This window comes from Phyllobacterium calauticae (assembly GCF_019991125.1).
In the GTDB taxonomy this organism is placed as follows: domain Bacteria; phylum Pseudomonadota; class Alphaproteobacteria; order Rhizobiales; family Rhizobiaceae; genus Phyllobacterium; species Phyllobacterium calauticae.
Map to the genome: position 1 here is coordinate 168,203 of NZ_JAGENB010000005.1, position 23,579 is coordinate 191,781.

The 23,579-nt window shown below is 61.6% G+C and carries 23 protein-coding genes; 14 read left to right on the forward strand and 9 right to left on the reverse strand.

The genetic code is table 11. The features are described 5' to 3' along the window. Positions 1-12: 12 nt before the first annotated feature. The 7 genes from J1W56_RS18295 (at position 13) to J1W56_RS18325 (ending at position 7,425) form a co-directional block, all read left to right on the forward strand. Positions 13-1,038 (forward strand): glycoside hydrolase family 3 N-terminal domain-containing protein, encoded by a 1,026-nt coding sequence (locus J1W56_RS18295; protein WP_223614731.1) that lies wholly within the window; start codon positions 13-15, stop codon positions 1,036-1,038. 33 nt (positions 1,039-1,071) lie between these two features. Continuing rightward, positions 1,072-2,724, forward strand: coding sequence for an ABC transporter substrate-binding protein (locus J1W56_RS18300; protein WP_223614732.1), 1,653 nt, complete (start codon positions 1,072-1,074; stop codon positions 2,722-2,724). A 55-nt stretch (positions 2,725-2,779) separates the two neighbouring features. After that, positions 2,780-3,757 carry an ABC transporter permease gene (locus J1W56_RS18305; RefSeq protein ID WP_105733352.1) on the forward strand — a complete coding sequence of 326 codons (978 nt, stop codon included), beginning with the start codon at positions 2,780-2,782 and terminating at the stop codon, positions 3,755-3,757. A gap of 15 nt (positions 3,758-3,772) precedes the next feature. Further along, positions 3,773-4,651: an ABC transporter permease gene (locus tag J1W56_RS18310; RefSeq protein WP_223614936.1), complete on the forward strand. Its 879-nt coding sequence runs from the start codon at positions 3,773-3,775 to the stop codon at positions 4,649-4,651. Then, the gene (locus J1W56_RS18315; protein ID WP_223614733.1) at positions 4,648-5,463 is read left to right on the forward strand and encodes an ABC transporter ATP-binding protein; all 816 of its coding nucleotides are present in this window, start codon (positions 4,648-4,650) and stop codon (positions 5,461-5,463) included. The genes J1W56_RS18310 and J1W56_RS18315 overlap by 4 nt, the downstream gene beginning before the upstream one ends. Continuing rightward, positions 5,460-6,386, forward strand: a complete 927-nt coding sequence (locus J1W56_RS18320; protein WP_223614734.1) for an ABC transporter ATP-binding protein — start codon at positions 5,460-5,462, stop codon at positions 6,384-6,386. The genes J1W56_RS18315 and J1W56_RS18320 overlap by 4 nt, the downstream gene beginning before the upstream one ends. Positions 6,387-6,522: 136 nt before the next feature. After that, positions 6,523-7,425, forward strand: a complete 903-nt coding sequence (locus J1W56_RS18325; protein WP_105733355.1) for an AraC family transcriptional regulator — start codon at positions 6,523-6,525, stop codon at positions 7,423-7,425. Here J1W56_RS18325 and J1W56_RS18330 read toward each other — a convergent pair. From J1W56_RS18330 to J1W56_RS18355, 6 genes are all read right to left on the reverse strand, one after another. Next, the gene (locus J1W56_RS18330; RefSeq protein WP_223614735.1) at positions 7,422-8,498 is read right to left on the reverse strand and encodes an ABC transporter ATP-binding protein; all 1,077 of its coding nucleotides are present in this window, start codon (positions 8,496-8,498) and stop codon (positions 7,422-7,424) included. The two genes, J1W56_RS18325 and J1W56_RS18330, sit on opposite strands and share 4 nt — an antisense overlap. Further along, on the reverse strand, positions 8,495-9,430 hold the full coding sequence (locus J1W56_RS18335) for a PfkB family carbohydrate kinase (protein WP_223614736.1): 936 nt from the start codon (positions 9,428-9,430) through the stop codon (positions 8,495-8,497). Before J1W56_RS18335 ends, J1W56_RS18330 begins: the two co-directional genes overlap by 4 nt. 4 nt (positions 9,431-9,434) lie before the next feature. Further along, positions 9,435-10,457, reverse strand: coding sequence for an SIS domain-containing protein (locus J1W56_RS18340; RefSeq protein WP_223614737.1), 1,023 nt, complete (start codon positions 10,455-10,457; stop codon positions 9,435-9,437). After that, positions 10,454-11,299, reverse strand: coding sequence for a carbohydrate ABC transporter permease (locus J1W56_RS18345; RefSeq protein ID WP_130271882.1), 846 nt, complete (start codon positions 11,297-11,299; stop codon positions 10,454-10,456). The genes J1W56_RS18340 and J1W56_RS18345 overlap by 4 nt, the downstream gene beginning before the upstream one ends. Then, the gene (locus J1W56_RS18350) at positions 11,299-12,180 is read right to left on the reverse strand and encodes a carbohydrate ABC transporter permease (RefSeq protein WP_223614738.1); all 882 of its coding nucleotides are present in this window, start codon (positions 12,178-12,180) and stop codon (positions 11,299-11,301) included. Before J1W56_RS18350 ends, J1W56_RS18345 begins: the two co-directional genes overlap by 1 nt. 77 nt (positions 12,181-12,257) lie before the next feature. After that, positions 12,258-13,496 (reverse strand): extracellular solute-binding protein, encoded by a 1,239-nt coding sequence (locus J1W56_RS18355; RefSeq protein ID WP_223614739.1) that lies wholly within the window; start codon positions 13,494-13,496, stop codon positions 12,258-12,260. Between the two features lie 222 nt (positions 13,497-13,718). Between J1W56_RS18355 and J1W56_RS18360 the strand changes: the two genes are divergently transcribed. Continuing rightward, complete coding sequence (locus J1W56_RS18360; protein ID WP_223614740.1) at positions 13,719-14,933, forward strand: ROK family transcriptional regulator; 1,215 nt, start codon at positions 13,719-13,721, stop codon at positions 14,931-14,933. Here J1W56_RS18360 and J1W56_RS18365 read toward each other — a convergent pair whose 3' ends face one another. Then, positions 14,934-16,262 carry an aspartate aminotransferase family protein gene (locus J1W56_RS18365; RefSeq protein ID WP_223614741.1) on the reverse strand — a complete coding sequence of 443 codons (1,329 nt, stop codon included), beginning with the start codon at positions 16,260-16,262 and terminating at the stop codon, positions 14,934-14,936. Positions 16,263-16,412: 150 nt separating this feature from the next. On the opposite strand from J1W56_RS18365, the gene J1W56_RS18370 reads away from it, so the two are divergent. Next, positions 16,413-16,961, forward strand: coding sequence for a cupin domain-containing protein (locus tag J1W56_RS18370; RefSeq protein ID WP_223614742.1), 549 nt, complete (start codon positions 16,413-16,415; stop codon positions 16,959-16,961). Here J1W56_RS18370 and J1W56_RS18375 read toward each other — a convergent pair whose 3' ends face one another. Further along, positions 16,962-17,549 (reverse strand): LuxR C-terminal-related transcriptional regulator, encoded by a 588-nt coding sequence (locus J1W56_RS18375; RefSeq protein WP_223614743.1) that lies wholly within the window; start codon positions 17,547-17,549, stop codon positions 16,962-16,964. 82 nt (positions 17,550-17,631) lie between these two features. Between J1W56_RS18375 and J1W56_RS18380 the strand changes: the two genes are divergently transcribed. The 5 genes from J1W56_RS18380 (at position 17,632) to J1W56_RS18400 (ending at position 22,478) form a co-directional block, all read left to right on the forward strand. Beyond that, positions 17,632-18,378, forward strand: a complete 747-nt coding sequence (locus tag J1W56_RS18380; protein ID WP_223614744.1) for a CoA transferase subunit A — start codon at positions 17,632-17,634, stop codon at positions 18,376-18,378. 1 nt (position 18,379) lies between these two features. Beyond that, a complete protein-coding gene (locus J1W56_RS18385) occupies positions 18,380-19,021 on the forward strand; it encodes a 3-oxoacid CoA-transferase subunit B (protein WP_223614745.1) in 642 nt (213 codons plus the stop codon). A gap of 279 nt (positions 19,022-19,300) precedes the next feature. Next, positions 19,301-20,560, forward strand: a complete 1,260-nt coding sequence (locus tag J1W56_RS18390) for an efflux RND transporter periplasmic adaptor subunit (RefSeq protein WP_223614746.1) — start codon at positions 19,301-19,303, stop codon at positions 20,558-20,560. Continuing rightward, positions 20,557-21,276 carry an ABC transporter ATP-binding protein gene (locus tag J1W56_RS18395; RefSeq protein ID WP_223614747.1) on the forward strand — a complete coding sequence of 240 codons (720 nt, stop codon included), beginning with the start codon at positions 20,557-20,559 and terminating at the stop codon, positions 21,274-21,276. The genes J1W56_RS18390 and J1W56_RS18395 overlap by 4 nt, the downstream gene beginning before the upstream one ends. A gap of 2 nt (positions 21,277-21,278) precedes the next feature. Beyond that, a complete protein-coding gene (locus J1W56_RS18400) occupies positions 21,279-22,478 on the forward strand; it encodes an ABC transporter permease (protein WP_223614748.1) in 1,200 nt (399 codons plus the stop codon). 253 nt (positions 22,479-22,731) lie between these two features. Here the strand turns inward: J1W56_RS18400 and J1W56_RS18405 are convergent, their stop codons facing one another. Further along, positions 22,732-23,364, reverse strand: a complete 633-nt coding sequence (locus tag J1W56_RS18405) for an outer membrane protein (protein WP_223614749.1) — start codon at positions 23,362-23,364, stop codon at positions 22,732-22,734. Positions 23,365-23,579 lie beyond the last annotated feature (215 nt).

Consider the following 23,579-nt stretch of genomic DNA (forward strand, 5'->3'; position numbering starts at 1 on the left):
GGAGTGAATACAGTGTCCAGCCAATTGCCTCTCGCCCTGTTCGTCGGCATTCCCAACCCGGTCCTGTCACCCGATGAGATCGCGCTGTTTCGCGAGACCAACCCGCTCGGCCTCTTTGTCGGCCGCCGCAACCAGCGTGAGCCCGAGCAGGTCAAGGCATTGATCGAAAGTTTCCGCGAGGCTGTCGGGCGTGCCGATGCGCCGGTCTTCACCGACCAGGAGGGCGGCCGCGTTCAGCATCTCGACGCCGGCCCGTGGCCGCTGTTCCGCAGTTTTGGCGAGTTTGCCCGTCTCGCACGGCATGATCTTGAGCTGGCGCGAAAGGCGCTGCGGCTCTCTTCCCGTGCCATGGGCACCATGATGACCGAGCTTGGACTGTCCAGCGGCTGCTCGCCGGTGCTCGATCTGGTGTTCGATACCACAAGCGACGTCATCGGCGCCCGGTCGTTCGGGGCTGATCCGGAACTCGTGACGCTGCTCGGCCGCGAGGTCATCGACGGTTTGCTGGAGACGGGCAACATGCCGGTCATGAAGCACATCCCGGGCCACGGCCGCGCCACGCTGGATTCCCACAAGGAGCGGCCGGTCGTCGATGCGAGCAAGGAAACCCTCCTTGCAACGGATTTCAAGCCGTTCATCGATCTCAAGGATACGCCCTGGGCGATGGTGGCGCATGTGGTCTATTCGGCCTATGACAAGGAGCAGCCCGCTTCCGTCTCGCCCGTCATGCTGGATGTCATCCGCAAGGACCTGGGGTATGACGGTGTCCTCATCTCCGACTGCATTTTCATGAATTCTCTGACCGGCACCATGCCGGAACGCGTCGCGCAGGTTCTCGACGCGGGCTTCGATATTGCGCTGCACAGCCATGGCGACCTCGCGGACAGCGAAGCGGCGGCGAAGGCATCCCGCCCGCTGACCGCAGACGCCGCCCGCCGCATCGCCGCCGCCAATGCCCGGCTTGGATCGCTGAAAGTCGATGTCAAGGCGGTGCATGCGGAAGTGGAAGACATGTTTGCAGGTGCACTGGTCAGCTGATCGTCTTTAATTAATAAAAACAGGGGAATATGCATGTCGAGAAACCGTCTGTTTGCAGCAGCTTCTGCAATGATGCTCCTGTCTGCGCCTGCCATGGCGCAGACGGTGCTGACCGTCAACATCGAGCCGGCCACCACCTGGGTGCGCAATTTCAATCCGTTCAACCAGACGTCGGCCCGTCAGAGCACGCTTGATTTCATTTATGAGCCGCTCGTCGTCTTCAACCGCTTCGACAACAACAAGCCGAACTATCGCCTCGCCGAAAGTTTCAAGCTGGCGGACGATCTGAAGAGCATCGAGTTCAAGCTGCGGCCGGATATGAAATGGTCGGATGGCAAGCCGCTGACCTCGGCCGACGTCAAATTCACCTATGACTATCTGCAGAAGTTCCCGGCGCTGGATTTCGTCAGCATCTGGAAATTCATCAGCGGCGTCGAGGTTGTCGATGCGCAGACCATTCGTTTCAAGCTGGTCAATCCAAGCTCGCTGGCCGCCGACCAGCTGGTGCAGGTTCCGATCATTCCGGAACATGTCTGGAAGGACATTGCCGATCCGGTAACCTTCGCCAACGAGAATCCGGTCGGCAGCGGCCCGATGACCGAGATTGCCCGGTTCACCGGCCAGACCTACGACCAGTGCCGCAATCCGAACTACTGGGATGCCAAGGACCTCAAGATCGACTGCATGCGCTTCCCGCAATTGGCCGATAACAACCAGATCCTGACCGCAACCGCCAATGGTACGCTCGATTGGGGTGTGTCGTTCCTGCCGGATATCGAGAACACCTATGTGGCCAAGGACCCGAAGAACTTCCACTACTGGTACACGCCGGGCAGCATGGTTGCCTTCCTGTTCAATCTGGAAACGGCCAACGCCAACAACCGCAAGGCCTTCAACGACGTGAAATTCCGCCGCGCCGTCAGCATGGCGCTGGACCGCAAGGGCATGATCGACGTGGCCGGCTACGGCTATCCCACGCTGAATGACGATCCCTCGGGCATGGGCGAACTGTACAAGAACTGGTCCGATCCGTCTGTGCTGACCGACTTCGGCAAATACGGCAAATATGACACGGACGCGGCCAAGGCCCTGCTCGACGAGGCGGGCTATGTGGACAAGGACGGCGACGGCTTCCGTGACAACCCCGATGGCACAAAGCTGTCGTTCTCGCTGATCGTGCCCAATGCCTGGACGGACTGGATCGACACGGTGCAGATCGCAATTGAAGGCATGCAGGCGGCCGGGCTCGACGTGAAGATCGCAACGCCGGAAGAGGCCGTCTGGTCGGGTAACCTGATCAATGGCAATTTCGACATGGCCATCAACAGCCTGCCGGCGGCGGCCTCACCCTATTATCCCTATCAGCGCGCCTATAACGAGCAGGACAAGGGCAAGACCCGCTTTACCGCGCAGCGCTGGTTCAATCCTGATCTCGCCAAGCTGCTGGTGGATTTCACACGGACCGCTGATCCGGCTGAACAGAAGACCGTGATGAACAAGGCCCAGCGCATTGTTGCGGAAAACCTGCCGATGATGCCGGTGTTCAACAATCCGAACTGGTATCAGTACAACACCAAGCGGTTCACCGGCTGGTCGACAAAGGAGCACCCCTTCGTCAATCCGTCGATCACCCGCAACAACCCGGCGCGTCTCATCCACCTCCTGGCGCTTGAGCCGGTCAAATAGGCATCGCACAGGCGGGGATGGGTGAAACCTGTCCCCGCCGCGATGGGAGATGCATATGGCCTTTTTGCTTCGACGCCTCGGATTCTATCTGGCTGCCTTCATTGCGGCTGCCACGATCAATTTCTTCCTGCCGCGCCTGATGCCGGGGGATCCGATCCAGATCATGTTTTCCAGCACCGGCACGGAACTGTCGGCGGAAAATCTCGCGTCGCTGAAACTGACTTTCGGCTTCGTCGACGGGCCGCTCTGGCAGCAGTACCTCACTTATCTCAAGAGCATTTTCACGGGTGATCTCGGCCGGTCGATCAAATATTTTCCGCTGCCGGTAACGGAGGTTCTCGGCCATGCCCTGATCTGGACCGTGGCCCTGATGGGAACCGCCACGCTGATCAGTTTCACGCTCGGGACATTCCTCGGCATTCTCGCCGCCTGGCGGCGCGGCAGTGTCTTCGACGTCGTCGTGTCCGTCGGCGCGATCTTCGCCACCTCCGTCCCGGCGGTGGTCACGTCGCTGATCGTGCTCTTCTTCTTCGGCTTCACGCTCAACTGGTTCCCGACGGGCTATTCCGCCGATCCGGCGCTCGATCCCGCGTTCTCCCTGACCTATATCCTCAGCGTTCTCTATCACGGCATCCTGCCGATGCTGACCTTGTGCACGGTGCTGACCGGTGGTTTTGCCGTCACCATGCGCAACAACATGATCAACCTTCTTGGCGAGGATTATATCGTCATGGGGCGGGCCAAGGGGCTTTCCGACAGCCGGGTCATGATCTGGTATGCGGCGCGCAATGCGCTCCTGCCAACGGTCAGCAGCCTTGCCATCGCCATCGGCACGGTGCTCGGCGGTTCGCTGGTCACCGAAGTCGTGTTCAATTATCCCGGCCTCGGGAACATCCTCTACCAGGCCATTCTCGCCCGCGACTATCCCGTCATTCAGGGCCAGCTCCTGATCATGACCATCGCCATGCTTGTCGCCAATTTCATCGTGGATATCAGCTATGTGCTGCTCGATCCGCGCCTGCGGAGGACATGAGCCATGCAACCTCTCATCGCCGGACTTGTCCGCAACCGCAAGGCCCTGGTCGGCATGATCATTCTTCTGATCATCGTCCTGATCGCCCTCGCGGCACCGCTGCTGACAGAGTATAACCCGGCAGCGCGCGTCGGCCGGCCGCACCAGCCGCCGTCGGCCGAGCATTGGCTCGGCACCACACGCATCGGCCAGGATGTCTTTGCCCGGTTGATCTACGGGGCGCGGACATCGCTTGCCGTCGGTTTCGGCGCCGGGCTCCTGATTACGGTGCTGGGCACGGCGCTCGGCATCATTGCCGGTTATCGCGGCGGCAAGACAGATGAAGTCATCAGCTTCTTCACCAATATGGTGCTGGTGGTGCCCAACCTGCCGCTGCTGCTGGTGCTTGCCTCCTTCATCGGTCAGGCCAGCCCGCTGGTCATTGCCATTATCCTCGGCTGCACGTCCTGGGCCTGGGGCGCGCGCGTTACCCGCGCCGAAACCCTGTCGGTTAAGCAGAAGGATTTTGTCAAATCGGCCGAAATGATGGGCGAGCCGCGCTGGCGTATCATGACCTTTGAAATCTTCCCCAATCTGATTTCCATCGTCGGCATCAATTTCATCGGCAGCGTGATTTTCGCGATCATCACGGAAGCAACGCTGGAGTTCCTTGGCCTTGGCGATCCCAAGACCGTGTCCTGGGGCATGATGCTGTACAACGCGCAAAAAGCGTCAGCCCTGTCCGTCGGCGCCTGGTGGGATATCCTGACCCCGTGTTTCGCCCTCGCGCTGCTGGGGATCGGCCTGTCGCTGCTGAACTTTGCGGTCGACGAGATCGCCAATCCGCGCCTTCGCACGGGAAACAGCATGAGCCGCTGGTCGGCACTGATCCGCTCCGGGGAGGGCCGCCTGTGACCGCACCGCTGCTTCAGGTGAAAAACCTCACCATCGACTATATCGGCGACAGCACGGATTTTCGCGCAGTGGACGATGTCAGCTTCGACGTCGCCCGCGGGGAAGTCTTCGGTCTTGCCGGAGAATCCGGTTGCGGCAAGAGCACCATCGCCTTTGCCATCAGCCGGCTGCACAAGCCGCCGGCATTGATCCGCTCCGGCCGGATACTGCTCGAGGACAGGGATGTGCTTGATCTCAACCCGGCGCAGTTGCGGGATTTCCGCTGGCGCGAAGTTGCCATGGTGTTCCAGAGCGCCATGAATTCGCTCAATCCCGTGCTGCGCATTCAGGAACAGTTTTATGACGTGCTGCGCACGCACCAGAAGATGAACCGGGCGCAGGCGCGCGAGCGGACGGCGGAGATGCTGCGTCTTGTCGATATTCCGCCCGACCGGATGAAGGATTATCAGCACCAGTTTTCCGGTGGCATGCGCCAGCGTATCGTTATTGCGATCTGCCTTGCGCTCAATCCGAAGATCGTCGTGATGGACGAGCCGACCACCGCGCTCGATGTGGTGGTGCAGCGCGAGATCCTGCAGCGCATCAACGAGCTGCGCCGTACCTTCGGCTTTTCCGTGCTGTTCATCACCCATGACCTCGGCCTGATGGTGCAGTTCTGCGACCGCATCGGCATCATGCTGGCGGGCAGGCTCGTGGAGCAGAACACCGCGGAAAACATCTATGGCGCGCCACAGCACGACTACACCAAAAAGCTCTGGGCTTCCTTCCCGTCGCTGCACGGAGAACCGGTGATGGAGAAGGTATCGATATGAGCGATCCGCAAACCGCCATCCTTGCGCTCGACCGCGTGTCGAAGTCCTTTGGCACCGCGCCCTTCAACGTGAATGCGGCGCAGTCGGTTTCCTTCGAGCTGCATGCCGGCCGGACCCTTGCGCTTGTCGGTGAATCCGGCAGCGGCAAGACCACCTGCGCCCGGCTGGTGATGCGGGAATACATGCCAAGCGAAGGCCAGCTGCTGTTCAAGGGCAAACCTGTCGCGACCGACAACGCCAAGGCGCTCGCCGCCTATCGCCGCTCGGTGCAGATGATCTTCCAGGATCCGTTTTCCTCGCTCAATCCGGCCCATACAATCGACTATCACCTGCGCCGCCCGCTGCAGTTGCACCGGCGCGATCTGCGGGGAAAACAGCTCGATGCTGCCATTGAGGAACTGCTGACCCGGGTCAAGCTCGATCCGAAAATCGTCGCGCGCAAACACCCGCATGAACTGTCGGGCGGACAGCGCCAGCGCGTCAACATCGCCCGCACGCTGGCGGTCGGCGCCGAAGTGATCGTGGCGGATGAGCCGACATCCATGCTGGATGTCTCGGTGCGTCTCGGCGTGCTCAACCTGCTCAACGAGATGAAGCGGGACATGAAGCTTGCGCTGCTTTATATCACCCATGACATCGCCACTGCCCGCTACGTCGCCGAGGACATTGTCGTCATGTATGCCGGACAGATCGTCGAGTGGGGCAATGTCAACAAGGTCATCGACAACCCGCAGCATCCCTACACCCGGCTTCTCCTGTCGGCGGTGCCCGATCCGCAGATGCGGTTCGACGATCCGAAGGCGCAATTGAAGGCGGCCGATGTCGACGAAGTCCGGCGCTTGTCAGCGGTGCCGCAGGATCGCATCGTCGCTATCGAGCCCGGCCATTTCATCCGCCAGATCGCAAGCGGCAGGGCGGCGTAAAGCGCGCCGTCGCGATTGACCAAAACTGCCGGATGATTGCACAATCCTCCAAAGCGGATCAAAGCTGGCGGTTCGGCTCTGGTTCGCGCGCGTGATGACACCTAGATAGGGTGGGCATTACCCGAGGAGAACTGCCGTGGACAAAATTACCGAGCTTGCACAATTGATCGAAAAGCACACGGGTGCCGATGGGCTGTTTTCGACGGATATTCCGCGCCTGAACCTCGCCCGTGCCACGGCGCCGACCGAGCCGAACCATGTGGTGCATGAACCGGCGGTCTGTGTGATCGCCCAGGGCCGCAAGCGCACAATGCTGGGTGACGAGGTCTATTATTATGACAAGGCGACCTATCTGACCGTTTCCGTTGATCTGCCGATTGTCGGACATGTCATCGAAGCGTCGGAAGACGAGCCCTATCTGTCGCTGCGCCTTGACCTTGATCCCACCATGCTCAGCGCATTGCTGCTGGAAGCGCCGAAGGAAAGTTTCAGTAACCAGCTGCCCGACCGCGGCATGTCGCTCAATCCGATGGGGCCGGACCTGCTCGACAATGTCGTGCGGCTCGTCCGCCTTCTCGATACGCCGAAGGACATTTCCATGCTGGCGCCGCTGACCGAGCGTGAACTGCTCTACCGGCTCCTGACGGGCGAACAGTCTGGCCGCCTGCGCCAGATCGCCCAGTCGGAAAGCCGCCTGCATCAGGTGAACAAGGCCATCGGACTGATCAAGCGCAATTTCCGCAAGACGCTGCGCATCGAGCATGTGGCCTCCGAAGCCAATATGAGCCCGTCCTCCTTCCATCAGCATTTCAAGGCGGTGACGTCGATGAGCCCGCTGCAATACCAGAAGCAATTGCGGCTGCAGGAAGCACGGCGGCTCATCCTCAGCCAGTCGCTGGACGCGGCAACGGCGGGCCACGCGGTGGGCTATGACAGCCCCTCGCAGTTCAGCCGCGAATATGCGCGCCTGTTCGGCCAGCCGCCGCTGCGCGATATCGCCCGGCTGAAGGACATGCCGGACTATCTGCTGGAAGGCTAGAGCCGCCTACCGGTCGCCTTGTCGAAAATGTGCAGGGCACCGGCATCGATGGCAAAGCGCTGGGCCATCCCGGCTGTCACCGCCGATTTCGGCGGCAGGCTGGCGGTCAGGCGCTGGCTGCCGATGGTCGATGTGACCACCAGTTCGGGGCCGGTCAGCTCCACCACCTCGACCATGGCATCGATGCCAAGCGCCGCGTCACCAGCCGGAGCAAGGCTCAGGCTTTCGGGGCGGATGCCGATGACGACATCGCGTGCCTGACCGGCCTTTTCCCGGATATCGGCGGGAAGCGCAAAGCCGCTCAGCGATCCGTCAATATGGGCGATACCCTCGGCCACCGTGGCTTCCAGCATGTTCATCGGCGGCGAGCCGACGAAGCTGGCGACATAACGGGTGGCCGGGTGGTTGTAGATCTCATCAGGCGTTGCCAATTGCTCGATCTGGCCGTCGCGCATCACGGCGATGCGGGTTGCCAGCGTCATCGCTTCGATCTGGTCGTGGGTGACATAGACAATCGTCGTCCCCAGCATCAGGTGCAGGCGCTTCAGTTCGGTGCGCATTTCCATGCGCAGTTTCGCATCGAGGTTCGACAGCGGCTCGTCGAACAGGAAAATCTGCGGATCGCGCACCAGAGCCCGGCCGATGGCGACGCGCTGGCGCTGGCCGCCGGAAAGTTCGGAAGGCTTGCGTTCGAGCAGGTTTTCGATCTGCAGGATTTTTGCGGTCTTGCGCACGGCGTCCGTGCGTTCGGCCGCCGGAACCTTGCGCATTTCCAGCCCGAAGCCGATGTTGCGCGCCACCGACATGTTCGGATAGAGCGCATAGGACTGGAACACCATGGCGATGTCCCGGTCCTTCGGATGCACGCCGGTCACGGAGCGGTCGCCGATGCGCACATCGCCTTCCGTTGCTTCCGCCAGCCCTGCAATGATGTTGAGGAGCGTGGACTTGCCGCAGCCGGAGGAGCCGAGCAGCACCAGGAACTCGCCGCTGGCAAGCGACAGGTCAATACCTCTCAGGGTTTCGATGACGCCGTAGCGTTTCCTGATGTCGATGAGTTCAAGGGCGCTCATTGCGCATTCTCCGGCGTGGTGTCGAGGTCATGGCTGTCATAGCGGCGGGGTACGGTCGAGATGGCTTTGGATGCCACATGGACACCGGCGGCGATGCAGTGCTGCAGGGGCATTTCCCGGGCAAGGGCGGCCAGGAAGGCCGCATTGAAAACATCGCCGGCGCCGATCGTGTCGGCAACGGACACCATCGGTGCATCGGTCGTCACCAGCTGATTGTCCGGGCCGATGGCAAGGGCACCGTCCGATCCGCATTTGACCACGACGATGGCGTTTTCCGGCATCAGCGCCTTCAGCGTGCGCGCCGCGTCTGCGGGCTCGATGCTGTTGGCCAGCCGCGTTGTTTCCACCTCGTTGAACAGGGCGCAGTGACAGCGTGACAGCCATCGGCGGGTCGCCGCACGGTTGGCGTCGCTCCAGCCGCCGGCTGGCCAGCCCGTATCGAGCGCGACGCGGATATCGTTGGCATCAGCCCAGTCAAACAGCGCATCATAGTCGGCAACCAGCGCATCGGTCAGGAACGAACCGCACAGGAGGACATAACCGCCGCGCAACTGGTGCGTGTCCAGCATGGCGAGCACATCCGGCCAGGACAGGGCGCCGAGATGGCCGCGCGTGGTGAAGAATGTGCGCTCGCCATTGGGGTGGGTAATACCGACGGACAGGGTTGTTCCCATCGGGGCAACAGGCCAGCGCTGGCCGCGCACGCCGAATTCCTCGCGCAGCCATTGGCCGAACTGGTCGCTGCCGACATTGGCGGCGATCTGGAAGTCGATGCCGAGCCCTTCCCAGGTCAAAGCCGAATTGCCGGCCGAACCGCCGACACGCAGTTCGTCGTAATCGACCATGATCTCGGTGCCGGGCGTCGGCCAGGGGTCGGCAGGGCCGAGGATCAGGTCCACGTTGACATTTCCAATGACGGCCAGCGGGCGCATGTTCCTACTCGCTCCGCGTAATCTTGGTGGAGCGCACGGGCGTTCCGACATCGGCGACCCGTTCACCGGCAAAGGCGATCATGAAATGCTGCGCGGCGGGCAGCAGCGCGAAAATGGCGGCGATCCCGGCGGCTTCACCGGCATTGACGGTGGTAACGCCATCAATCGGCTTTTCGCCCGAGGCGTCGAACACCACCACAGGCGATCCTGCTTCGCACGCGGACACGGCCATTCCGGCAACCAGCCCGGCGGTGGCATCCTTGCCGCGGAACAGCACGACACCGACCTTCGGTCCGAGCATTTCCATCGGCCCATGCCGCAATTGCCCGCCTTCCAGCGAGAAGCAGGGGATGCGCGACAGTTCGGTGAGGCCGAGCGCTATGGCTTCGGCAACGCCCTGCAAACGGCGCCCCGATGTTACCACCGAGGAAACATCGGAGAGTGTTTTGACGGCCGCATCAATCTGCGCTGTGTCACCGCGTTGAAGGCGCTCGAGCGCTGCCGCGGGATCATCGCCAAGCGCTGTCAAAACAGCAAGATGCAGCGCAAAACTGACGGTCAGGCTGCGGGTGGCGGCAAAGGCGTTTTCGGTGCCGCCGGCGCCCACGAGCGAGGGCACGGTGCGGGCCAGCGTCGATCCGCCTTCGAGCGTCAGGCCGAACGTATCGGGCGCCACGCCCGCCTCGGCAAACCAGCGCAGCACTTCGGCGCTTTCACCGGACTGGGACGTTACAAACACTGTCTTGCCGCTGATCGGCACCGGCTGCCCGAGCTGTTCCGACAGGGGCAGCGCCACCGCATCGATCCCCAGGCTGCGATAGAGCGGCTCGACGGCCCGGCTGACCGCGTGGGAGCCGCCCATGCCGAGCAGCAGGAGGCGTCCGGTCTTGCGCAGCGACTGGGCGATTGTCGCGGCAAGCGGCTTTGCCGCTTCGAAGGAAGCGATTGCATCGGCATTCTGCCGCGCCATTTCCTTTTCGATCGCCACAAGGCCGGCGGGCCGGTTCTGGTCAGATGTCATGCTCATCCCTTGACGCCGCCATTGGTCAGGCCCGAAATCAGGGCACGCTGCATGAACAGACCGATGATCAGCGGCGGCAGGGCGGCCAGCACACCCGCTGTGGCGATCAGTCCGTAATCGGAGACCCGGCCGCCTGCAAGATCGGCGATGGCGACGGTGAGGGTCTTGGCCCGCTGGTCGGAGGTGAACAGCAGGGCATAGAAGAATTCATCCCAGGCGAGCAGGAAGGCAAAGAGAGCTGCCGTCGCCATAACAGGCGCAGCCAATGGCAGGGTAATCAGGCGCAGGATCTGGTCAAGCCGCGCGCCATCGACCGTCGCGGCGCTTTCGATTTCGCGCGGAATGGAATCGAAGCCGGATTTCATCAGCCATGTGGTGAAGGGCGCAAGGATGGTCAGATACACCAGGGCCAGCCCGAAAACATTGTTGAGAAGACCGAGGGCCGAGAGGGCCATATAGAGTGGAACGGCGAGAGCGACCGGCGGCAGCATGTAGGTGGCGATGACCGCATAGAGGGACCAGCCGACGCTTGGCGTGCGCGACACCGCCCAGGCCGAGGGTATGGCGACAACAAGTGCCGCCGCTGTTGCCATGCCTGCCACTTTGAGACTGTTGAAAAGCGAGGCGACGAATGCCTCCCCGGCGCTGTTGGCAACGCTCGACAGGAGAACGCCATAGCGTGAGAGGTCGATGGTTTCGGGCCACCAGCGCAGCGGCTTGGTGATGAGGTCGGTGGTCGACGAAATGCTCATGATGAACAGCCAGACCACCGGCGCAAGGATGACCGCCGCCAGCAGGAGCGCTGCGGCGTGGACAAGGATCGTGGCTGTCAGGCTGCGGCGTTCCATCAGGAGGCTCCTGCGCTTTTGCGGATCAAGGCGGCATAGGCGACGGCAAGAACGGTGACGAGAAGCGTGACGATCAGGGCAAGCGACGCTCCGGACCCCGCGCGCTGAAACGAGAAGGCTTCCTGATACACAAGGATGGACAGGGTGCGGGTGCTGTTGGCCGGGCCGCCGCGCGTCATCACCCAGATGAGGTCAAAGACCTTGAATGCTTCGATGGTGCGCAGGACCAGCGCCACCATCAGCGGGCCGGCGAGATAGGGCATGATGACGAAACGGAACCGGGCCCAGGCGCTGGCACCGTCCACCATCGACGCGGCGGTGATATCGCGTGGCACGGCCTGCAGCGCGGCGAGCGCGATCAATGCCACCAGCGGAAAATTCTTCCAGCAGTCGGCAACGATAAGGGCGGTCAGCGCCGTGCCGGGCTCGCCGAGCCATGAGCGATAGGTATCAAGAAGGCCGATCTGCGTGAGTGCCGCGTTGAGCGCGCCATATTCCGGGTTGTAGATCAGCCGCCACAGGGTGGCATTGACCACCGTGGGCAGGGCCCATGGCAGGATCATCAGCGCCCGCAAGACGGAGCGGCCATAGAACTGCTGGTTCAGGAGCAGCGCGGCGAGAACGCCGATCACCATTTCGGCTGCGACCGAAAGCACGGCGAACAGCGTGGTGGTAACGAGGGTCCGCTGAAAATTCGCGCCGGACAGCATTTTCACGTAGTTGTCGAGGCCAACGAAGCCGCCTGCCGTGCCGACCAGTTTGGCATCGGTGAAGGAAAGGCGCACGGTATCGACCAGCGGCCAGCCGATAATCGCAATCATGACGATGAGAAGTGGCAGCATCAGGAGCCACGCGCGTGTCGTAATCCAATTGCTCGTCATGAAAAGCAGCCTGCCACACTATCAATCATTGAGAAAGATACGGGCGGCGGTGCACATCCGCCGCCCGTATGGTTGCATCACAGGCCGCTGTTGGCAGCGGCTGTCTTGAGCGCATCTTCCGGCTTGGCCTGGCCGAGCAGCGATTCCTGCACTGCCTGCTGCAGGGCGGTCGACAACTCCTGATATTTTGGCGTCGTCGGGCGCGGATACATCACCGCAAGGCTCTGCTTGGCGGCGGCAATCAGCTCTTCCTGGCCCTTGGATACCGCCGGATCCGTATAGGATGATGCCCAGATCGGCAGGCTCAGCTTGGCATACTGGTTTTGTGTCTGCTGCGAGGTCATGAACGCAATATACTTCCAGGCCTCATCGGGATGCTTGCTGGTGGAGGTGATGCCGAGGCCCATCGAGCCGTTGACGGCGGAGACGGCGCTCTTGCCGTCGATACCCGGCGCGGGAACAACGCCGACCTTGCCGGCAACCTTGCTGTCCTTCGGATCATTGGCCATGTTGTACATGTAGGTCCAGTTGAGCGCGAAGGCGGCTTCGCCGTTCTGGAATACGCGGCGCACGTCCTCTTCCAGGAATTCCTTGGAGTTGGGGTTGGTCAGGCCGGACTTGTAGCTGTCGACCATGTAGTTGAGGGCATCGAGGCCGCCGCCCGACTGGAAGACGGGCTTGCCGTCCTTGATGAAGCTGCCGCCATAGGCACTGACCAGCGTGGCGTAATCGCAGATCGCGGCTTCCGCCTGCGACCAGCTCCAGGCGATCGGTGTTGCCAGGAGGCCCTTGTCCTTGATGGTCTTGGCCTGCTCGGTCAGTTCCGCCCAGGTCTTGGGCGGGTTCTTGATGCCGGCCTTTTCAAGGATTTCCTTGTTGTAGAACAGGTACTTCGTGTCGAGAATCCATGGCATGCCATAGCGCTTGCCCTGATACTCCACCGTGGTCCATGCCCCCGTGAGCACGCCGGTCTTCATGTCGCCGGTAATCTTGTCCGAGACGTCAAGCAGCACCTTGTTGGTGGCGTATTCCGCCGGCCAGATCACATCGAACAGAACCACGTCGTAACCGCCGCCCGAGCCCTGGGCCAGGACGGTCTTGTCATGCAGGCCTTCATAGGGCACGAATTCGAGGTTGACGGTGACATCCGGATTGGCCTTGGTGAAGGCCTCGCTCATCGCGCGGACATCGGCTTCGCTATAGGCAGCCTGCGCCATGAAAAGCGCGTTGATCTTGGTTTCTGCATGGGCGGGAGAGGCAAGCGCTGCTCCCAGAAGTGTTGCGCCAAGCAGCGCGGTCTGGATGGATTTCAACATGGTACCTCCTATTTGGCTCTTGTGGCCCGGAACCTGTCCGTGATGAACGGGTGCCGGTTGGTGGTCATTATGCGCGGGAGCTTTTGTCATTCAGGACTGTCCGCGACGTGCCTACGTCCAGCCAGTGCTCACGTTCCCCAAGACTCTTGCGGTCTTTTGATTAAATCAATTGTTTTGACTTATTTCTTGATCAATATTGATCTGGTGTCAAGAGGGGGCGGAATGGACGCGAGAAAATCGATCCGGGCCAAGAGCGGAACCAATCTGGGTGGTGCGAGCGCGCACAACCGTCGCATCATGATCGATGCGCTGCGGGTCAATGGCGCCTTGTCCCGCGCCGACCTTGCCCGTGCCACCGGACTGACCCCGCAGACCGTGTCCAACATCATCGAGGAACTGGCCCGGGACGGGCTCGTGCAGTCGCAGGCCAGTGTCCGCAAGGGCCGGGGCCAGCCTGCCACACCGTATCATCTGGTGCCCGATGGCGCTTTCGCCGTCGGCTTGCAGATCGACCGGCATGTCACGCGCACCGTCATCGTCAACCTGGTTGGCGACGTGCTGGTGCAGACGGAATCCAAATTGCCCTCCGGCGGCCCCGCGGAAGGGGTTCTTGTCATTCTCGATATCGTCAAAAAGGCCTGTGAAGCGCTGACAGCGCAATTCCCGCATGCGGCGAGAAAGCTTGTCGGGCTCGGCCTTGCCATGCCCGGCCCCTTCGGCATCAATGAGCTCTATGACGATCCATGGATGATGACAGCGTGGCAGAATTTTCCGCTGGCCGAACGGATAGCGGAAGGCACCGGCCTCGAAGTTGCCCTGCAGAACGATGCCTCGGCGGCGGCAACGGCGGAAAGGCTGCTGGGCGCCGCCCATGGCCTTGACCATGTCGTGTGCATTTATCTCGGCTATGGTCTCGGCGCCGGACTGATCCTCAATGGCGAGATCTATGGCGGGGCCTACTCCAATGCCGGCGAGATCGGCATGATGCTGGCGCTGGCTCCCGGCGACGATGCGAATGTCGAGCCGCTGGAGCACTACACGTCCATGGCCTCGCTGTGCAATGTGCTGGGTATCGACCCTTCGGACCCCCGGCTTTTCGCGCTGGTCACCGATGCGGTGGTCAATGGCGGTCCCGAAGTGGAGCGCTGGATCGACAACGCGGCGGACCGTTTGCGCCGGACTGTCCAGATGCTGGAATCGATCTTCGATCCGCAGACCACCATTCTGTGCGGCGGCGCGCCCAAAGCGCTGATTGACCGCCTGATCGAGCGGATGAGGCCCTTGATGCCGTCGATAGCGGACCGGGCTCTCCGCTACCCCGAGCCCCGCCTTCAGGCAGGGCTCGCTGATCCTTGGTCAGTCGCCTTGGGAGCGGCAGCGGAGCCGATTGCACGGGCCTTTGACCCGCGCTTCTCGGCAATTCTGAAAACGCCCTGATCAGGCGGCGTTCTTGATCGCGTCGCCCAGCATCGACACGATGGTGTCGATCTGTTCCTTCTCGACGATCAATGGTGGCGACAGGGCGATGATATCGCCGGTCACGCGCACCAGCAGGCCTTTCTTGAAGCAGTCGGTGAAGACATCGTAGCCGCGAGCACCCACAGCGTCGGGACGCGAGGCGAGTTCTATGCCGGCAACGAGGCCGATGGTGCGGATGTCGACGATGCCGGGCAGGCCCTTGAGGCTGTGGATCGCATCCTGCCAGTGCTCCGCCACATCGGCGGCGCGGGTCAGAAGCCCTTCCTCCTCGTAGACTTCCAGCGTGGCCAGACCGGCGGCGCAGGCGACGGGATGCCCGGAATAGGTATAGCCATGGAAAAGCTCGATCTGGCTCTCGGGACCATGCATCAGCGCGTCGTAAATGGTTTCGCTGGCAAACACTGCGCCCATGGGTACGGCACCGTTGGTCAGGCCCTTGGCGGTGGTGACGAGATCGGGCACCACACCGAAGTAGTCGACGGCAAACGGGGTGCCGAGGCGGCCGAAGCCCGTGATGACTTCATCGAAAATCAGCAGGATGCCATGCTTCTGGCTGAGTGCGCGCAAACGCTCGAGATAGCCCTTCGGCGGCAGGAGAACGCCGGTTGACCCCGCAACCGGTTCGACGATGACTGCGGCGATGGTTTCCGCACCGTGCAGCGCGACCAGCCGCTCCAGATCGTCGGCCAGATCCGCGCCGTGTTCAGGCAGGCCTTTGACGAAGGCGTTGCGGACGGGATCGTGCGTGTGGCGGATATGGTCGGTGCCTGGCAGGAGCGGAAAGACGCGGCGGTTGTTGACAAGGCCGCCGACGGAAATGCCGCCGAAGCCGACGCCGTGATAGCCGCGCTCACGGCCGATGACCCGGGTGCGCGTGCCCTGTCCGATGGCGCGCTGATAGGCGATGGCGATCTTCAGCGCGGTATCGACGGATTCCGAGCCGGAGCCGGTGAAGAATACTTTTGTCAGGCCGGCCTTCTTGCCGCCCGGTGCGTGCGCCGCAAGTTTTTCGGCAAAGTCGAAGGCGAGGGGGTGGCCCATCTGGAACGACGGCGCATAGTCCATGGTGATCAACTGGCGCGCCACGGCGTCGGCGATCTTTTCGCGCCCGTGCCCGGCATTGACACACCAGAGGCCAGCCGTGCCATCCAGCACCTGTCCGCCATCGACATCGGTGTAGTACATGCCCTTGGCGGAGGCGAGCATGCGCGGCGCTGCCTTGAACTGCCGGTTCGCCGTGAAGGGCATCCAATAATTTTCGAGTGATGGTGTATTGCTCATGAGCATGTGGGGCGACTCCTCTTCTCACCACAGGGAGCCATGCTTTCTATTCACCAACAAGTCCTTTTCTATGTTCACATAAAGCGTTGATTTTACTGAGTATGTCATTCATAAATTCATTATATCGAACATGTAGAACAGCCAGAGGGGCATCCGATGCAAATTGATCTGGGCGGGCGTCTGCGTTTCCTGCGGCAAAGGCACAACCTGTCGCAGCGCGAACTGGCCAAGCGGGCCGGCGTGACCAACTCCACCATCTCGCTGATCGAGTCCAATCAGACCAATCCCTCGGTCGGTGCGCTCAAGCGCATTCTCGATGGCATTCCCATCGGCCTGTCCGAATTCTTCGCCCTTGAACCGGACCGCAAGCAGAAGGTGTTCTACGAGGCGGGTGAGCTGGTCGAAATCGGCAAGGGCAACATCTCCTATCTGCAAATCGGCGAGAACCTGTTCGGCCGTGCCCTGCAGATCCTGAAAGAGCGCTATGAACCCGGCGGCGATACGGGGCGTGTCATGCTCGTGCACGAGGGGGAAGAGGGCGGTGTCGTCATCAGCGGGCGGATTGAAGTGACCGTCGACGACCAGCGCCGCATTCTCGGCCCGGGCGACGCCTATTATTTCGAAAGCCGCCAGCCGCACCGCTTCCGCTGTGTCGGCCCTAATCCCTGCGAGGTCGTCAGCGCCTGCACGCCGCCGACATTCTGATCAGCGCAGGGATGAAAACCAGGCGATGAGTTCGGCGCTGTTGTGCAGCCCGAACGCGCGCATGATGCGGGCGCGGTGCGCCTCGATGGTGCGTTTCGACAGGCCGATTTCCAGGGCAATCTGCGCATTGGTCTTGCCTTGGGAAACAAGGGTCAGCACCTGTTTCTGCCTGTCGGAAATGAGGCTGGCATTGCCTGCCACCGTCCGGTTCATCGGCTCGAAGCAGTAGAGCGCTTCGGCGAAGGGATCGGCGTGGTTGCCGCTGCGTCCGCGCACCCGGCACCAGAAGCTGGCGCCGTCGCGCCGCCGCATCACCCGCTCGTCGTAATAGACGCGCCCGCCGGCGAAATTCGTTCGCCACATTTCTCCTGTCCGCACGAAGTCGGTGATCTTGGGATAGAGGCGGCTGAAGCTCTGGTCGATCAGTTCGCCGCGTTCATAGCCGAAGGTCTCGGCGAATTCGAAATTGCAATCGCGTATGATACGGTGTGTCGCATAGACCATCGGCACCGGCATGTCGGTCAGCACGAAGCGTTTTGCGCTTCCTGAAACGGCAATGTCGGAGATAGGAAACTCGGCTGTGGTCATGCAGTATTAATACGACTACCTGTGCCATCAAGACAAGCCATACCGTTGCGGTAACGGCAGCGTTCAGACCCTGCCGCAGAGGATGCAGAACAATGGGAGAGTGTTCTTGAAAAAAGTACGATCAAATGTAAGCGATGCGCTGGATGGCGTGCTGTTTGACGGCATGACGATCATGGCGGGAGGCTTTGGCCTGTGCGGCATTCCGGAAGCCCTGATCTATGCGATCCGCGATTCCGGCGTGAAGAATCTGACGGTCATTTCCAACAATGCGGGCGTTGACGGCATTGGCCTTGGCGTGCTTCTGGAAACCAGGCAGATCCGCAAGATGATCTCGTCCTATGTCGGCGAGAACAAACTGTTCGCCCAGCAATATCTTTCCGGCGAACTGGAGCTGGAATTCAATCCGCAGGGCACGCTGGCCGAACGCATCCGCGCCGGTGGCGCAGGTATTCCGGCGTTCTTCACCAAGACCGGCGTTGGCACCATCATTGCCGACGGCAAGGACGTGCGCGAGTTCGATGGCGAGTCCTATGTGATGGAACGCGGCCTGTTTGCCGACCTGTCCATCGTTCACGCCTTCAAGGGCGATACCGAAGGCAACCTCGTCTATCGCAAGACCGCCCGCAATTTCAATCCGATCATGGCGACAGCCGCCAAGGTGACGATTGCCGAAGTGGAAAACCTGGTCGATGCCGGCAAGATCGATGGCGACCATGTCCACACGCCGGGCATTTTCGTCAAGCGCATCGTGCATGTGCCGAACCCTGTCAAACATATCGAACAACGGACGACCCGTCCGCGTCTTGTCGCTGCAAGCGAGGTGAACTGAGATGGCCTGGACACGTGATCAGATGGCCGAACGGGCCGCGAAAGAACTGCAGGACGGTTTCTACGTCAATCTCGGCATCGGTATTCCAACCCTTGTCGCCAACTACATCCCGACCGGCATGAGCGTTCAGCTGCAGAGCGAGAACGGCATGCTCGGCATGGGCCCGTTCCCCTATGAGGGCGAGGAAGATGCCGACCTCATCAATGCGGGCAAGCAGACGATTACCGAACTGCCGACAACCAGCTATTTCTCCGGGGCCGACAGTTTCGGCATGATCCGCGGCGGGCACATCGACCTGTCGATCCTTGGTGCCATGCAGGTGGCGCGCAATGGCGATCTGGCCAACTGGATGGTTCCGGGCAAGATGGTCAAGGGCATGGGCGGCGCCATGGACCTGGTGGCTGGTGTCAAGAAGGTCGTCGTTGTCATGGAGCATGAGGCCAAGGGCGAAGCCAAGCTTCTGGAAGCGTGCACGCTTCCGCTCACGGGACAGCGCGTCACCGATCTCGTCATCACCGATCTTGGCGTCTTCACGATCGAGCGGCGCGGTGAACCGAAGATGACGCTCATCGAGATAGCGCCCGGCGTTACCGTGGACGAAATCAAGGCAAAGACACAGGCGGCATTCGACGTCGCCCTGTAAGATATTTTACGTGCCATGCGAGCCGGCAGAGTGTGATCCTCTGCCGGCTCGCTGCGTTTTGGCGGGGGCGCGGCCATTTTACCCCGTTTTATCGGCAATTGGTCTGCAATGCTGACGCAATCTCGTCCTGCGATGATCAGGGCCAGGATGAATGACGACCGCCCGTGCAGGCGGTCAATAGTAAAAAGGCCATCGCATTGAAGTCTGTTTTTTGTGCGCTTATCTCACCCGAAGCGCTTTGGCGTATCATGCAACCGATCAAGCGAATGGCGTAACGGCGTGGATTCCTCAACAAACCAACCCGATCTGAGCAAGACTCTTGCTTCCATTGTGGACAATAAGAGCCGGCGGAACGTCTTTCGCAGGCATCCCTTTCTGTTTGGCGGCGGGCTTCTCGTCATCCTGGCTTTGGCGGCGGTGAGCTGGTTTTCGCGCGGGACCCACTATGACTACACCCAGAAGCCGCTGACCCGGGGCACGCTTTCCATCACCGTATCGGCGACCGGAACCGTTCAGCCGACCGAACAGGTGGATGTGTCCAGCGAGCTCTCCGGCACCGTGCGCACCGTTCTGGTCGACTACAACAGTTTTGTCGCCAAGGGCGACGTGCTGGCAACACTGGATATCGACACGATCAGGACCAACATCGAAAGCTCGAAGTCAAAACTTCTGGCATCGCGTGCGCGGGTCGTGCAGTCGCAGGCGACGCTTGAGGCCAAGAAGAACGCGTTCGAGCGCATGACATCGCTGCAGGACAGCAAGGTTTCGTCGGTACGCGAGCTGGATGTGGCCAAGTCGGAATATGACTCGGCCGTCGCCGCGCTCGACGTCGCCAATGCGGAGGTAGCCGTTTCGGAAGCGGAACTGCAGGTGAACGAGACCTCCCTGCGCAAATCCAAGATCGTTTCGCCGATCGACGGCGTCGTGCTCAGCCGCTCGGTCGATCCGGGGGCGACGGTGGCTGCCGCGTTTCAGGCGCCCGTGCTGTTCAAGCTCGCCGGCAACCTGAAGAAGATGCAGCTGCAGGTCAATGTCGACGAAGCCGATGTCGGTCTGGTCAAGCCGCAGCAGGACGCAACCTTCAACGTGGATGCCTATCCGGACCGGACATTCCCGGCAAAGATCGTCAATATCCGGTTCCAGCCGGAAACCGTATCGAATGTCGTGACCTACAAGGCGATGCTGGCCGTCGAGAATGATGATCTTGCCCTGCGTCCCGGCATGACGGCGACAGCCTATGTCAAGGTCAGGGAGGTCAAGGATGCCCTGCTGGTGCCGAATGCGGCCCTGCGTTTTGCGCCGCCCAACGCGCCGGCGAAAACCGAGGCAGCCGAAAGTCCCGAGCAGACGGCAAGCATCCCCGACACGGTGAAGAAGGAAGCCGGTGTGCAGCGGTCCGTCTGGGTGCTTCGTGCCGGCAAGCCGGAAAAAATCGAGGTACGCGCCGGGGCGACGGACGGGCGCAACACCATCGTGCTCTCGGGCGGCGTCAAGGAAGGCGACGAGGTCATCGTGGCAGCGAGCACGCCGCCCAAATGACCATCCAGTCCGTGCAAAAAGCCGTGCCGCTGATCGAATTCCGCCGGATCACCAAGAGTTATGGAGCGGGCGAGGCGGCGGTCCACGCCCTGGCCGGAGTGGACTTTGCCATCGAACGGGGCGATTTCGTTGCCATCATGGGGCCGTCGGGTTCCGGCAAGTCGACGGCGATGAACCTGATCGGCTGTCTCGACCGGCCAAGCACCGGGCAGTATCTGTTCGGCGGCACCGGCATCGACCAGCTCGACCGGCATCAGCAGACGACGCTGCGGCGCGAATTGCTGGGATTCGTCTTCCAGGGGTTCAATCTCCTGCGCCGCACATCCGCCGTGGAGAATGTGGAGCTGCCCCTCATCTATCGCGGCATGGGCGCTGCGGAGCGGCGCAAGCGCGCACTGGAAGCATTGCGGCAGGTGGGGCTGGCGGCACGCGCCAATCATGTCCCTTCGGAATTGTCGGGCGGCCAGCAGCAGCGTGTGGCGATTGCCCGCGCCATCGTCACCAACCCGCAGGTTCTGCTCGCCGACGAGCCGACCGGCAATCTCGACACGAAGACGAGTGCCGAGATCATGGAACTGATCTCCGGCTTTAACCGCGACAACGGCATCACCGTGATCATGGTCACGCACGAGCCGGATATCGCCGCCTATGCCAAGCGCATCATCCGCTTTGTCGATGGTCACATCCAGAGCGACGAACGCAGACAGGATATATAACCATGCTGCTTGAAGCGTTCCGGTTGGCACTGCACTCCATGTCGCGCAACATGATGCGCTCCTTCCTGACGATGCTGGGCATTGTCATCGGCGTCGGCGCGGTGATCGCCATGGTCACCGTCGGCAATGGCACGCGCCAGAGAGTGACCGGCGAAATCTCCAAGCTCGGCACCAATCTGCTGTTCGTATCGCCCGGCAATCCGGAGCGCCGGTCGACCCTGCCGCCGCGCACATTCGATATCCGGGATGTCGATGCGATCCGCGACCAGGTGCCGGGCGTGGCCGCTGTGGCACCGCTCGGCCAGGTCTCGGGCACCGCCATCCGCGAGGGCAACAGCCGGACGGCATCGATCGTCGGTTCCACCAACGATTACTTCACCACCATGAACTGGCAGCTTGCCACGGGCCGCAATTTTCTGGAATCGGAGGAGCGCAGCGGCCGCTCCGTCTGCATCATCGGTGCGACGGTGCAAAGGGTCCTGTTCGGCAACAGCATTCCGGACGGCGAGCGCATCCGCGTCAACCGCATTTCTTGCGAAGTCATCGGTACGCTGGTCTCCAAGGGCAAGGCAATCGACGGGCAGGATCAGGACAATATGGTCCTCATCCCATTCCGCATGTTCCAGCGGCGTATTGCCGGTTCGACCGATGTCTCCCTGATAACGGTTTCGGCCAGGGATGGGGCAACGGCACCGGTCAAGACAGCGCTTGAGGACCTGTTCAAGGAACGCCGCAAAATCCGCCAGTCGGGCGACCGGGATTTCGAGGTGACCGATCTCAGCCAGATTCTTGGCATCGTTTCCATGACCACCGTGATCCTGACCGGGCTCCTGTCGTCCATCGCTGCGGTCAGCCTGCTCGTCGGCGGCATCGGCATCATGAACATCATGCTGGTCTCCGTCACCGAGCGCACCCGCGAGATCGGCGTGCGCCTGGCCATCGGTGCCACGGAAGGGCAGGTGCTGACGCAGTTTCTGGTCGAGGCCATCGTGCTTTGCCTGTTCGGCGGCCTGATCGGCACGGTTATCGGCCTGGCGCTTGCCTTTACCGCGGTGACATTGATGGGGGTGCCGTTCGTCTTCGATCCGTCGATCGTCCTCATCGCCTTCGGCTTCTCTGCTCTTATCGGCGTGGTGTTCGGCTATTTCCCGGCACGCCGTGCCGCGCGGATGAATCCCATCGACGCACTGCGCTATGAGTAGCACCGGTAGCCCTGCGTCCTGTTTGAGCAGGCAAGCCCCCTGGACAGAACGGAGAGAAAACAGTCTTGGCGGGCAGGGACTGATGGGCGGGATCCCTGCAAGTGCCTTGACCATTCTCTCTCCGAACAGTGCCCATGATGGATAGGCACTTCTACGCCGCAGGCGCGTGGACGGGACTGAAATCCGCGGCGCTGCGGAGTGCGGTCGGACATGATCCCGGCGGCCTTTGCGCCACCGGGATCATGCGTCGTCGTCAGAACCGGTAGTTGAGACCGGCTTTAAGCTCATGACTGCCAATGTCGGTCTCGCTGCGGCCGAGAGCCGACGTTGCCTTCACATTGGGCGTGTGGATGTAGTTGTATTCAATCTTGGCCGACAGGCCGCCGGCAAAGGCCTGTTCAACGCCGGCGCCGACGAGATAACCGGTCTTCCAGCCGCTGGTGTCGCGCACCTTGTCGCCGGAATCGAATTTGGTCATGGCCACGCCGGCCGTTCCGAAGACAAGCGTCTGGTTGAAGGTCAGGCCCGCCTTGGCCTTGGCGGCGGCGCGCCATTTTTCTTCGACCTTGCCGCCAAGGACCTTGTGCTCGGCACCGCCGAGATAGGAGCCTTCCACTTCGGCACCGAGGACAGCCGGTCCCATCTGGTAGTTGTAGCCGCCCTGGATGCCGCCGCTCCAGCCGTTTCTGTCGGCGAAGGGGTTGGGAAACTTGGTAAAGGCGGTTCCGCCATGGGCGCCGATATACGCGCCGCTCCACTGGGAGGCGGGCGGATCACTATAGGCCGGTGCGGAATTGTAGAGATCGGCGGCCATCGCCGTCCCGGTTGATAAGGCCGCCAGCGCAAACACGCCGGCGAGCAAGACAGTCTTTCTCTGAGAGGACATTCGCATTACTCCAAACATACAAGCGCATGATCCACCGAACTGTCCGGCGACATGTTGATGCGCGGGTTCAACTCCTGAGAGCCTGATACACTTGGGTTGATCACGCTCTGGTACAGATGTCTTCCGGCGCGATGATCGCCCGATCCATGAAATGGCCACCGAAACTGACGCAAAACCCCTGCAATCGACCACCCCACTTCCGGCAATACCTATTG